Annotated in this window: 13 protein-coding genes; 2 read left to right on the top strand and 11 right to left on the bottom strand. The window is 37.2% G+C overall.

Going from position 1 to position 13,263, the window contains the following annotated elements; genetic code table 11:
* Positions 1-94: 94 nt before the first annotated feature.
* The 7 genes from AC3WSO_RS05990 to AC3WSO_RS05960 form a co-directional block, all read right to left on the bottom strand.
* Positions 95-1,744: a DAK2 domain-containing protein gene (locus AC3WSO_RS05990; protein WP_492529542.1), complete on the bottom strand. Its 1,650-nt coding sequence runs from the start codon at positions 1,742-1,744 to the stop codon at positions 95-97.
* Positions 1,745-1,762: 18 nt separating this feature from the next.
* The gene (locus tag AC3WSO_RS05985; protein ID WP_492529540.1) at positions 1,763-2,122 is read right to left on the bottom strand and encodes an Asp23/Gls24 family envelope stress response protein; all 360 of its coding nucleotides are present in this window, start codon (positions 2,120-2,122) and stop codon (positions 1,763-1,765) included.
* A gap of 109 nt (positions 2,123-2,231) precedes the next feature.
* The gene (locus AC3WSO_RS05980) at positions 2,232-3,437 is read right to left on the bottom strand and encodes a GGDEF domain-containing protein (protein WP_492529538.1); all 1,206 of its coding nucleotides are present in this window, start codon (positions 3,435-3,437) and stop codon (positions 2,232-2,234) included.
* 452 nt (positions 3,438-3,889) lie between these two features.
* Positions 3,890-5,494 carry a M20/M25/M40 family metallo-hydrolase gene (locus AC3WSO_RS05975; RefSeq protein ID WP_492529536.1) on the bottom strand — a complete coding sequence of 535 codons (1,605 nt, stop codon included), beginning with the start codon at positions 5,492-5,494 and terminating at the stop codon, positions 3,890-3,892.
* A gap of 338 nt (positions 5,495-5,832) precedes the next feature.
* Positions 5,833-7,242: an amino acid permease gene (locus AC3WSO_RS05970; protein WP_492529534.1), complete on the bottom strand. Its 1,410-nt coding sequence runs from the start codon at positions 7,240-7,242 to the stop codon at positions 5,833-5,835.
* A gap of 156 nt (positions 7,243-7,398) precedes the next feature.
* On the bottom strand, positions 7,399-8,160 hold the full coding sequence (locus AC3WSO_RS05965; RefSeq protein ID WP_492529532.1) for a dimethylarginine dimethylaminohydrolase family protein: 762 nt from the start codon (positions 8,158-8,160) through the stop codon (positions 7,399-7,401).
* Position 8,161: 1 nt separating this feature from the next.
* Complete coding sequence (locus tag AC3WSO_RS05960; protein WP_492529530.1) at positions 8,162-9,049, bottom strand: dimethylarginine dimethylaminohydrolase family protein; 888 nt, start codon at positions 9,047-9,049, stop codon at positions 8,162-8,164.
* Between the two features lie 213 nt (positions 9,050-9,262).
* Between AC3WSO_RS05960 and AC3WSO_RS05955 the strand changes: the two genes are divergently transcribed.
* Together AC3WSO_RS05955 and rpmB are read left to right on the top strand one after the other, a co-directional pair.
* The gene (locus AC3WSO_RS05955) at positions 9,263-10,003 is read left to right on the top strand and encodes an IclR family transcriptional regulator (protein ID WP_492529528.1); all 741 of its coding nucleotides are present in this window, start codon (positions 9,263-9,265) and stop codon (positions 10,001-10,003) included.
* Positions 10,004-10,287: 284 nt separating this feature from the next.
* Entirely contained in the window at positions 10,288-10,476 is a 189-nt protein-coding gene (gene rpmB, locus AC3WSO_RS05950) for a 50S ribosomal protein L28 (RefSeq protein ID WP_079560418.1), read from the top strand.
* A 456-nt stretch (positions 10,477-10,932) separates the two neighbouring features.
* Here rpmB and spoVM read toward each other — a convergent pair whose 3' ends face one another.
* Genes spoVM through rsgA form a run of 4 tightly spaced genes read right to left on the bottom strand, consistent with a single transcriptional unit; the run spans position 10,933 to position 13,258 of the window.
* Complete coding sequence (spoVM, locus tag AC3WSO_RS05945; RefSeq protein WP_139376952.1) at positions 10,933-11,034, bottom strand: stage V sporulation protein SpoVM; 102 nt, start codon at positions 11,032-11,034, stop codon at positions 10,933-10,935.
* An 18-nt stretch (positions 11,035-11,052) separates the two neighbouring features.
* Positions 11,053-11,706 carry a thiamine diphosphokinase gene (locus AC3WSO_RS05940; RefSeq protein WP_492529526.1) on the bottom strand — a complete coding sequence of 218 codons (654 nt, stop codon included), beginning with the start codon at positions 11,704-11,706 and terminating at the stop codon, positions 11,053-11,055.
* Complete coding sequence (gene rpe / locus AC3WSO_RS05935; protein ID WP_492534262.1) at positions 11,703-12,371, bottom strand: ribulose-phosphate 3-epimerase; 669 nt, start codon at positions 12,369-12,371, stop codon at positions 11,703-11,705. The genes AC3WSO_RS05940 and rpe overlap by 4 nt, the downstream gene beginning before the upstream one ends.
* Positions 12,372-12,373: 2 nt before the next feature.
* Complete coding sequence (gene rsgA, locus AC3WSO_RS05930) at positions 12,374-13,258, bottom strand: ribosome small subunit-dependent GTPase A (protein WP_492529524.1); 885 nt, start codon at positions 13,256-13,258, stop codon at positions 12,374-12,376.
* Positions 13,259-13,263 lie beyond the last annotated feature (5 nt).

The raw sequence follows: 13,263 nt of genomic DNA, 5'->3' as shown, positions 1-13,263 counted from the left end.
TCCAATATAATCCCCTAGTCTCTTTGTACCATAAACAAAAGCAGTACACATTGTGTGCACTGCTTTATCTACTCATTCACAAAGTAGCATCGAATTATTCTACCGAAATAATATACGGATATAATCCTTGTTTACCATTAAATAACTCTACTTCAACCTCTGGATATTTCTCTTCAATAAATCTCACTAATTCCGAAGCATTTTCTTCCGTTGTATCTTCGCCATAAATGACTGTTACAATTTCTGCATCTTCATCCACTAAATCAGTAATTACCTTCTCAGCGGCATCTTTTAATGCCGGAGTAGATAATACAATTTTACCTTCTGCTAGAGCCATGAAATCATCCTTATGAATTTCTACACCATCAATAGATGTATCTCGAACTGCATAAGTTACTTGACCTGTTTTAACATTTGCATAAGCTTCTGTCATTGTTGCTTGGTTCATTTCAACTGTCGCCTCTGGATTAAACGATAAAATCGCTGCCATACCTTGAGGGATTGTTTTCGTTGGAACTACAGCCGCTTCTATATCTAAAAGCTCTACTGCTTGTTCTGCTGCCATGACGATATTTTTGTTATTCGGTAAAATTAATACTTTTTCAGCACCAATTTCCTGTACCGCCTTCACAATATCTTCAGTTGAAGGGTTCATTGTTTGACCGCCTTCAATAACATAAGAAGCACCAATTGAACGAAGTAATTCAGCAACTCCCTCGCCCATTGCAATCGTTACAATTGCATATGGATGCTTTTCTGCTTTTTTGACTGGAGAAGGTGCTTTATGATCCTCACCAACAATGGCAGAATGCTGTTCACGCATATTGTCGACCTTAATTTTAATAAGACTACCATATTTTTGACCCATTGCTAAAACAGAGCCTGGTTGCTCAGAATGAATATGCACTTTTGCGATCTCTTCATCTGAAATAACAAGTAAAGAATCACCAAGTGGATTTAATTCATTACGGAATTGTTCCTCGCTAAACGGCTCTTTTCCTTCTTCAAAACGTACCATAATTTCTGTACAATACCCAAATTCAATATCCGAAGTATCCATGAAATCTTGCGCTCTATGATGTTCTGCATTAATTAAATCATCTAAAGTTGCTTCATTTTTCACCGGTAATGGCTCACCTTTTAAGGATGCTAAAAATCCTTCATACACAAACAATAGACCTTGGCCGCCACTGTCTACAACACCTACTTCTTTTAAAACAGGTAAAAGATCAGGTGTACGCTCTAATGAAGCCTGTGCTTCAGCAGTAAATGCTTCCATTACTGCAATGATATCGGTTTCAGTTTCTGCCACTTCCACGCCTTTTTTCGCCGCTTCACGTGCAACTGTTAAAATTGTACCTTCAACCGGTTTCATTACTGCTTTATAGGCAGTTTCAACGCCTGCTTGGAAAGCACCCGCTAAGCCCTTAGCATCAATTGTCGCTTCTTTTTCAATAAATTTACCAAAGCCACGGAATAACTGCGATAAAATAACGCCAGAATTCCCGCGTGCTCCCATAAGTAAACCTTTTGATAAAGCTTGGGATGTTTTGCCGATATGTTCTGAGACATACTGCTCCGTTTCCTTTGCTCCAGATGTCATCGATAAGTTCATATTCGTTCCAGTATCACCATCTGGTACTGGAAATACATTTAATGAATCAACATAATTTGCATTTTGGAATAGGTGATGGGCACCCATTTGCACCATTTCTGCAAACTTTATTCCGTCTAAAGACTGCATTAGATTTAGTTCCTCCTCTTAATTCGCTACACGAACGCCCTGCACAAAGATATTGACAGATTTTACGCTCATACCTAATGTTTTATCCACTGTATATTTCACTTTCGATTGTACTTGATAAGCAACTTCCGAAATTTTTGTCCCGTAACTAACAATAATGTACATATCAATATGTAAATCGTCGTTCTGTTTTCGAATTACAACACCTTTTGCAAAATTTTCTTTACGTAAAATATCAGTTAGACCATCACGAATTTGATGTTTAGATGCCATGCCAACAATACCGTAGCATTCTACAGCAGCGCCACCAGCTATTTGTGCAAGTACATCTGTTGAAATATCAATTTGGCCGAATTCATTGTTTAACTCAATTGACATAGAAATGCCCCCTTGGCTCTTTTTGACTAAATGATATTGTAACACTTTCGTTATACATTAAGCAACCTTGGAAGGCATGAAAGCGCACTGTATCAACGTTTTTCTGACATTATAAAGGCAAACATACATCTTCATCGAAATTTCCATTTTTGCTGTAAAAGTTGTTACGACCGTGTTGCTTTGCTGTGTATATTGCTTGATCAGCTATTTCACAGCATGTTTTCAATTGCTCGCTATTTGTAATTTTAACATGGCACATCCCGATGCTGACCGTTACAATATCAGCTACTATCGAATGCTCATGACGAATGTTTAAGTTGCGTACTTCCTCTAAAATTTCCTCACAAACATGCTCTGAAAACTTGGCGGCATGCTGGCTAACGATTACGAATTCTTCGCCTCCCCAACGTGCTGCAAATGCATTATATTTTTCAGCAATTTCATCTAAAAGAGTCGCCACTTTTATTAATGCTTCATCACCTTGTAAATGACCGTAATGATCATTAAAATTTTTAAAGAAATCAATATCGATCATCATGACAGATAAAGATTTTGGTTTACTAAGTTGTTGCCCTATTTGTGTCAATTTATTATTTAAAGCCCGTCGATTTGGTAAATTGGTCAATGTGTCCCGTAGTGCTTGCTCTAATAGTTCATTATTTTTCTCAGCTAATAAATTTGACAATTTCTTGGACTTTGTCATTTCTTCTTGCAATAAAATATGTTCTTTCGTAAATTGTCTTTGCATTTTATAAATATGTCGCTGAATAACTAGCCCTATAGGAATAATAAGGAACATCGGTAATAGTATTTTAATACCTTCACCTGATACCCCAACACTTAGATAAGCACTTATTAAAATTGGTGGTACCGTTATTGCCACAAGGAGGAAAATTTTCCAGAAACGGACGGAAAAAACAGTGCAAATCATTAAAAATAGTACCTCATAAAGAGCTGCATGTTTAAAGAAATAAACGTCCATTACGGTTATTACAGTAATCAATAACAATATCGTATAGATATATGTAAGTAAGATAGATTCATATTTTCGCATATTTAGCGTTGTAACCTGAAATTTCTTCTCTTTTACAAATACTAACACCGCTAAATCTATATAAAACAATATCGTGTGAATAGCTATATATGCTGGCACCATCGCTCTTTCTGAATTCGAAAAAAAGACCTCTCCATAATGAATAATCGTAATGACGGTTGATATATACATCAATGTCCATGCTACCGCTCGCATCCGTTTTAAATTAAATTGAATCATTTCTTTCTGTATAGAGAGAACTAGCTTTTCTTGATTTTCCATAATGTCCGCTCCTAATAAAACAAACTTGCGAAAACATTTGTTGCTGTCGCTTTGCTTTCGCACAGAACACATTTGTTGCTGTCGCTTTGCTTTCGCACAGAACACATTGCTGAATGAAGATCATTTGTTCTATTTTTATCGTCTAAATTATGAAAAATACAAGTAGTCTTTGCAAAATTGTTGAAAAAGGAACTACTCTACCTTGGCTGATTTTCGTAGTCAAAAACAGAACCTCTAGATTTGGCATTCCATTTCCGCTGCATTAAATCTCGAAACAAAAAAAGCTGATGTTTATATACATCAACTTTTTTAACAAAATTGAACGATTGTAATTTTTGGTAAACTCCCAAAAGTTCAAAGTGAATATTACGGCTCCTCACCATATATTCGAACAGAATAACTTTATAACAGCGTTCGATTGTACATCCCTTGATGCCATTCTACTCCTTACATCAAAACAGGCTTTTAATAAGCGAATCAATCATCACTGGCATTTCCTTAAATGCACTATCCACATGTAGTCTTTCCGTCTTTTGGTGAGCATCCTTCCCAAACGGTCCAACATTTAAAACAGGTCCCTGTAATGCGGACATTGCCTCAAACGGAATACTATACGTCTCTCCCCATACAGGTGTGTTGCGTTCGAATGCTATCCATTCATTAGAGTTATCCGAATAATTGACATAGCTCAAATCACAAATTCCATTAAAATAGTGAATTTGCTCCACTTCAATATTAAATGTTTTGGCTGTTTTCTTCATCAATTCAATGGATTGAATAACAAGAGGATCATTAGATGAATTGATTGCCGGATAGTAAGGTGGTGCATATAACAACACTGTCGCTGGTGATAGTTCCTGGCAACGAATCATTAGCTGATCCACAATGCGAATAGATTTCTCTCGATCATCCCATGCGATATTTTCAATAACTTGACTTTTAATTATATCTACTTCCTTGGCGCCTAATTTATTAATCGCATACTCTAAAAGTGCCTCATAACGAAGTACGTTTACTTCACCTACACCTTGTACCTTTTCTCGCTCACAAATTCGCTTATACTGTTCATTACAAGCTGACATTGCTTCCAATGCAACTTGTTCAAAAATATCCATTACTTGCGCTGCTGTGCGCTTTAATAAAAACACATTGTAAAGTGCTGCTGCACGATATGGTGTTTGTGTAGAATACTCCATTTTCAAATCTTTTAATTGTAAGGATACAGGTAATGGCGTACTTTCACCGAGATCTGTCTCACGGAAAACAGGATTCCACTCCATATGCTGCGTCATGTAGGAAGCAATAAAATTTGCGGTCATACCTTTTAATGGCTCACCCACATGTGTCTCTTTTCCGTAAAATAAGGCAGCAGGCATAATTTTACCGATAGTTCCTGAATAAATATATTCATTGATATCAGTTGGACCTTGTGAAAAAGAAGGCTCACTATTTAAAAATAGTTTATAAGAAAGTCTGTGCTGTTCACGAAGTCTGACAAGCTCTACAACTGCTGCACGCATCCCTGCAGAATTCACTTCTTCATCTGGCACCGCCGTTAAAATAAGGTTGATGGGCCATTCTTCGATACTTGCCTTTTCAATCAACTGCATATGCAAAGCAAGCCCCATTTTCATATCCATCGTTCCACGACCGAATAAATAGTTGCCTGATTCCAAATCAATTCTTGCCGCTTCAGGTAAATCCTTTTTGTATTTTGGTTCCATTAGCTTTTTTGTCAGCTCTTCAGGGTAAAAGGCTAATGGTTCCAGCTCGCCATACTCTTCAGTATGGACCGTATCAAAATGACTAATTAACACAAGCGTTTCTGTTGCAGATGGGTGCTTATACAAGGCAGTTACAGCATTACGTTCAAGGCCCGCATCATGTAATTCAATAAATTCTGGGTTTTCCTGAAAATAAGAAAGCGTTTGCAATTTGTTTTTTAATTTATGGGCAAATTCATGCTCACCTTTAGTTAATGTCCTACTCTCCCAACTGACAATTTCACATAATAATGCACGTAGCTTTTCAGGTGTATTCCAAAGATAAATAGTCATAAAAATTCTCCTTTATTTCCTCAAAATCAATTGCATTTAAATGTAAATCAAATGATTCCTCTTTTTTCATTTCAATTTCATCACCAATAGTTAGGAATGACATTAAAAAAACGTATACCATATATATAAGTTGATTGGAGTGGAGACTGGGCGACTCCTTGGAGATCAGCGTCACAGATGAGACCCTAGAGCGAGCAACGCGAGTGAAGCGGCTCATCGGACGCCCCCAGGAAGCTTTACTCTGTGCGAAAGCGAAGCGTCAGCAACAAATGTTTTAACTGTGCGAAAGCGAAGCGTCAGCAACAAAGCGCCCAGTCGGAACGGAAATCAACACCACATCATGGTGAGCTAACCTCAGAAGAAACTGTATTTGATTTACTCAATTTCAATTTATAGAAAATCATGCAAATAATAAAGAAACCAACTCCATATAATAAACCAGCTCTTTGTGTTGGATCGAATGCTAAAAAGACAAGAATTAACATACAAAAAATAATACAGAACACCGGAATCAATGGATAAAATGGCGTTTTAAATCTTAAATTAGCCACATCTCCTCCTGCTTTCACATAATGATACCGGAACATCAATTGAGATGCGCATATCCCCATCCATGAAATTGTTACAGAAATTCCAGCAATAGACATGAGTAATACAAATACTGCAGCTGCTTCCATCACACTCGTTAATAAAGAAAGCAACGAGAAAAGCATCGTAAAAACGAGTGCATTGAATGGCACTTTATTTTTCGTTAGTCGTCCAAATAGTTTAGGCGCCATTCCCTCTTTTGACATCGACCATAATAAGCGTGTGGACGCATAAAGACACGAGTTACCTACTGATAATATCGCCGTTAAAATAACAAAGTTCATGATGCCAGCTGCATATGGAACACCAGCTAAATTCATCAATGTGACAAATGGACTTTCCAATAGCCCAAGCTCCGATGAAGGGAATATCGCAGATAAAACAATAATAGAAGCAATATAGAAAACAATAATCCTAAAAAGAATTGTCTTTATTGCCCGAGGAATATTTTTTTCCGGACTTTCAGTTTCTCCTGCAGCAATACCAACAAGTTCAGAACCTTGATAAGAAAAGATAACATTCATCATTGTGACAAATATGATTGAAATACCTGCCGGAAATAAACCAGACGGTGCTAAATTCGTAAATTGTGGTGTCGGACGATCAGCTAACGGAATCATTCCAAAAATTGCTGCCACCCCTATAACGATAAATGCAATAACCGCAATGACTTTAATACTTGCAAACCAAAATTCCGCTTCCGCAAAGCCTCTTGTTGTTAATGCATTTAGAGTAAATAATAGGACCATAAATACGGCACACCAAATCCAAATAGGAACATGTGGGAACCAATGCTGCATCAAAATTCCCGCTGCTGTAAATTCCACCCCCGCTGTGGCAGCTGAACCGACAAAATACATCCACCCTAAAGAAAATCCTGCTGAAGGACTGATAAAACGTGTTGCATAGGTTTGGAAAGAACCAGTTACAGGCATATACACCGCTAATTCTCCAAGACAATTCATAACCATGTACAATATTAAGCCACCGAATAAATAACCGATTAATGCCCCTCCAGGACCTGCCTGATTAATTGTAAAGCCAACATTTAAAAATAGCCCTGTTCCAATAACTCCTCCGAGCGATAGCATTAATAAATGACGACTCTTCATTGAACGGTTTAATTGATGATCTTGCCGTTGTTCCCCTTTACTCAACATCCATCCCCACTCTCTAGTTGTAATCAATACATTGAATGTTCTGATATCAATTCTACTAAAGTACCCAATCAATTTATCCTATTTGACTTCTTTCAGCGGGTGTCATGGAATTATGCTAAGACATAATTGATATTGATTAGGTATTTTTTTATTGAACTAAAAACGTAATGACAAACAACTTAGCCCACCATCATGTTTTCTAAATTCCGACATTTCAAGCTCAATTGTTTGGTAGCCTAAATCGTTTAATTTACGATTTGTTTCTGGATAGCCTACTGGAATAATGACATAATCATTTACTTGAATACAGTTTGCTGAATACTCATCTTCTTTTGGAATAATAATTTTTTCATAGGATTCGAATGAAGGATGATCGATAAACTCTCCTGCTACTACCATACGATTTTCTCCAACATACGCGATGCCCGTCTTTAAATGGAAAAATTCTTTTAGCGGAACAATCGTTGCCTCATAGCCTTCTTTTTCTACGATTTCTTTAAATTGTCGAGCCCCTTCTTCATTTGTACGATCAGAGATGCCGACATAAAATTTCTTTTCTGCCTGCAATACATCTCCGCCATCAAGTGTTCCTGTACCCTCGATATAATATAATTTTTCATAGAACTTTTTAACTGCTGGTACGATCTCCTCAATCTCACGATTACGAGCTTCGGCCCCTGGATTTGAGATAATGGCAAATTCAGATGTTAAAACAGCCGTATCCTCTACGAATGTTGAATCTGGAAAGGCTTCATTTGCTCGAAGCTGTGTAACCTCCACGCCACATCTTTTTAAGGCTTCAACATATTTTTCATGCTGCTCAAATAATTTTTCTAAAATCGGTTTTCCTAAGTCACTAGTCGTTAAACCATTTACATAACTATTTCCTGGGTCTTTTACAATAACATTTTTAAACATTTTACTTCATCTCCTTTTTTTCTCTTACTACTGGGCAGGTTAAACATGTTGGTCCACCTGTTCCTTTTATCGAAATTTCATTTCCTTTATATTCATAAACTGTTACACCTGCATGAAGTAATTGTTGCTTGGTCATTGGATTTCCAATTGGAACAATACATACTCTAGGCGCAAGCGCTAGAACGTTACAGCCTAGCGCATCATATTCATCTTTCGGGACCTCAATTAATTGAATACCTCGGTCGATTAAAAGCTGACGGAAGAAAACTGGCATTAATCGTGAATGTACAACTGCTAAATCCTTATCCACCATACTAATGAAAGACATTAAGTGTAAACATTCTGCTTCCCCTAAATCATGCGGTAGCTGCACAACAATGAATTCATCGACCACATCCTTCGTCATGTCTTTTAGCTGACGAATAGCTTCATCATTCGTTCGATAGCCTCGACCTACAACAAGTGTACGATCATCAAGCCAAACAATATCGCCACCATCTGATACAGCCTCTCCAGTCAATTCTCCGATAACCGGAATACCTTTTTCCTGTAAAAACTCTTTATAAACAGCTGCTTCTAGCTGTCGTGATTTTTTCCCGGATTTTAAGATAATAGCACCATTTGGTGTGAATTTTACAGGATCATGCACATACAGCGAATCGAGCCCTACTTCATCTGATTCTGGTAAAAAATCAATTTTTTCAACATACTTTTCTAGAATGCTCATAAATTGTGCATATTCTTTAAGAGCCTCTTTATAGCTAGGTTCCGATAAGTAGTTAAATGTTTTCCATTCATCGCTAAGATGTTCTTGGTTTCGGAAAGCATCTTTTGGATGTTTTACTATTACGTGTCTCAAAGGTGCATACATAGATGAACAATAATGCATTCCTTTCACCCCTTTTCCGCGTAGTGGAAAACGTTTCCGTTAAGAGGAAAGTTTATATGAAAAATATATGTGCTTTAAGATATAATGTCAATATATTTAGAAAAATTTATATATTCATTCTCTTCAAGGGTAACAAAACAAATATCCACGATTATGTAGCTAGACGTAGACAATGAATAAAAATAAAATAAATGAAAGAGAGGTGGGTTATGAATGCAATTATTAGAACGAGCTATGACAATCGCTAAAGTTTTGGCTTCTGAAGCAAATGAAAACAGTTTGTCCATTTCAGAGCTTTCGGCAAAATGCAATTTACCACTTAGCACACTACATAGAATTTTAAAAGCGATGATTAAAGAGGGGATGATTGAACAAGACGATCAAACTAAACAATATCGTCTCGGTACAATATGGATGGAACTTGGCCTACAAGTGTATGATACGATGGACTACATTAGTAAAATTAGGCCAGAACTAGAACGTTTAGCAAGAGAAGTCGAGGAAAGCGTCTATTTAAGTAAGCCTGCTGGTTTAGATACAATTATCATTGAAAGAATTGACAGTACAACTAACCCGATTCGAATTTACGATCAGTTAGGCATTCGTATTCCGATGAATATCGGGGCTGCAAATAAGGCAATTTTAGCCACAATGCCTATTTCTCAAGCAAGGGAAATTATTAAACAGCTTATTCCTCATGAAGAAATCTCTGAATTAGAGGCACAGCTTGATCAAATAAGACTACAAGGGTTTGCCATTAGTCATGGGGAAAGAACGGCTGGAACATCCTCGATCGCAGTATCCATTGTAAATGGTTTCAATGAAATAGTCGGTGCAATAAGTATAGGTTTTGTTAGCTTTAACGCTTCAGCAGAACATACTAATACACTTACAGAGCGTTTAGTGGAAACTGGTAAACGTGTTTCCATGAAGCTTGGCTACCGAGGAAAATAAAACGTTATGGAAGTGGATTTTCTTTATCCCCTACTGATTATGAGCCTTCTCCAATCGGGCGGAATAAAATTGAAAACTTCCAATTATTTCTCCCAATAATTGTTTCATCTAGGAATTACCACCCATTATTTAACAAGTGTTTTTAGTCTGTAAAGGTTTTTTTCTTGAAAGGTTATGTGAAAACTATTGCACTGAACGTCATCGTATGTTAAATTATTATGGTATGTGAAATACCGAACTGAAATAATAATCTTTCAGCATTGACAGTAAGGAGGGAATACAACATGCCAAAACAATGTGTAATCACTGGGCGTAAAGCTCGTACTGGTAACAACCGTTCCCACGCTATGAACGCTAGCAAACGTTCTTGGGGTGCTAACCTTCAAAAAGTTCGTATCTTAGTAGACGGTAAACCAAAACGTGTATGGGTTTCTGCTCGTGCATTAAAATCAGGTAAAATCGAGCGCGTTTAATCGCCGCTTCCAAAAAATCGATTTCGCATTTGGCGCAAATCGATTTTTTTCTTTCTCAATAACTAGGCAAGCTATCAACCGCCTTTATGAATAAGTCATATTTAATCATCCTACTAGTGGATTTACTATAAATACAATAAAGTGACTAAGCCGCAAGCAATGACAAGGAACGTAATTGCTTGCGGTTTTCTTCACATATAGCTATCCAACCCAAAAAACCGCTTATTATCTGTAGAAAAGGGCAGTTACGATATAATATAAAGTATAGTTCTTCTGCAAAGCGAGGGGGTAATCTCCGTTCCGACTGGGCGCTTTGTTGCTGCCGCTACGCTTTCGCACAGTTAAAACATTTGTTGCTGTAGCGAGTAACCTGGAACAGAAATCACCCACCACAATATTCACAAAGAATTCCTTGACCGTATTGTTTTTCAACACCAAAAAAAAATCCGACTAGTGTTAGTCGGATTTTTTTACTTTCTTATCTTTTTTGAAAATGTTGATACACGTACGCGTAATACTGCTTACAAATTTCGGCAGCTGGAATGTATATACTTTCAGGACTCTCTCCCCCTTACGCTAATCTATGCTTCTTATCATTAAACATATGCCTTGTGAGAAAGATATAGACCCTGAATTGCCTATTATTTCATTACTTGTAAAGCGGGATGTACCAAGAGAGATTTCTTCATTTGTTGTTTCATATTTTACTTGCCTTAATGTCACATCTTTAATCGGCTCTTCATGTGCAAAGAAAGATATATAACGGTATTGCTTATCTACTTCTATGATGTGCTTGCCTGGCATTAAAAATCGCAACATATTTGCATGATTAATAATCTTCAATACTACGTGTGGATACTCTTTTTGTAAACGATAAATCGAACGAACTGCTGCCTCATAATGATCTAAACGTCCACCCGTAACACCTGTAAGAACAATTTCTAGTGGTGTATAGGTCAAGGCTTTTAATAGTGCTAAGTCCGTATCTGTTTCATCTTTTTCTTCTTGGAATCGTTGTCTATCATTTGTATGTGCCATCACCAGTTTGTATTCCTCTTTTGATAAAGAGTCAAAATCTCCTACTATGGCATGTGGTGTGATGCCTTGCTCGATTAAATATAGCGCTCCTCGATCAGCTCCGATAAATAATACATCACTTTGCTCTATAAACGGACTAAATGAACAGAGTTCCTCTTTTGGTCCACCTGCACAAACAACGACTTTGGTCATCCTTGAATCGCTGCCTCACCAGCAGCTAAAATTTCTTGAAGTGCCGCTGTACGATCTTCTTTACTATAAATTGCAGAACCAGCTACAAAAATAGTTGCTCCTGCTTTTGCACAAGGAACAATAGTCTCTGCATTAATTCCACCATCGATCTCTATAGCAATATCAAGATTACCTTCTTTAATAATAGTTGCTAATGCTTCAATTTTCGGCACTACAGAATGAATGAATTTTTGCCCGCCAAACCCTGGATTCACAGTCATGAACAACACCATATCAATATCCTCTAATATGTGTTGAATGGATTCTATTGGTGTATGTGGATTTAATACAACACCAGGTTTGACTCCAAATGATCGAATTAATTGGATTGTACGGTGTAAATGGCGGCAAGCTTCTACATGCACCGTAATATAGTCTGCCCCTGCTTTGGCGAATTGTTCAATATACTGATCAGGATTTTCGATCATTAAATGTACATCTAACGGTAAATCCGTTAAAGGACGAATGGCGTCTAATACGATAGAGCCAAATGAAATATTTGGCACAAAATGACCATCCATAACATCGATATGAATAAGCTGTGCACCTGCTTTTTCTACTTCCTTAACTTCTTCTCCTAATTTAGCAAAGTTGGCTGCTAAAATTGATGGTGCTATCTGTATCATCATTAATACCTCGGCTTTCGATCCATAATTTCTTGTAAAAATTGTTCGTAGTGTTTATAGCGGTAGTCACGAATTTCCCCCGTCTCCACCGCTGCTTTTACTGCGCATTTTGGTTCCTTCAAGTGTAAACAGCCTCTAAATTTACAATCATCTGCCATACGGGCCATTTCTGGGAAACAGGCGCCTAATTCTTCTTTTTCTATTTCATCAAAATCAAATGAACTAAATCCTGGAGTATCTGCTAATAAACCGTCACATACTTCGATTAGTTCGACATGGCGAGTTGTATGTTTACCACGCCCTAAGCTTTGTGAAATAATGCCTGTTTTTAAATTTAAATCTGGAATCAATGTATTTAATAGTGTAGATTTTCCAACTCCAGATTGCCCTGCTAATACGGAGGTTTTCTCCTTTAAAATAGGTTGTAGACGTTCAACTAATTCTTCCTCACCCTTATAGGTTTGTAGCACGGTATAACCCATACGCTCATAATCTGCTATATAACCTTGCAATTCCTCACGTTCATGGTCTTCTAGGAGATCCATCTTTGTTAAACAAATAATCGGATGAACATGAAATGACTCTAAAACAACTAAGAAACGATCGAGTAAAATCGTATTAAAATTAGGTTCTTTTACAGAAAACACAAGAATACCTTGATCAATATTGGCTATAGGAGGACGTACTAATTCATTTTGGCGTTCCATAATTTTTTGAATAGTACCGTCCGACCCTTTTGTTTCCAGAGTATATTCTACGATGTCGCCAACGAGTGGGGATTCCCCTCGATTGCGAAATACCCCACGTCCTCGACATTGTATTAGTTCTTCTCCATCATATACATAGTAATAACCGCTTAATGCTTTACGAATTTGGCCTTGCGCCATCCAAT

The organism is Lysinibacillus sp. EB106-09-02-XG168 (assembly GCF_058791475.1).
This window is presented reverse-complemented; position numbering and strand designations above follow the sequence as displayed.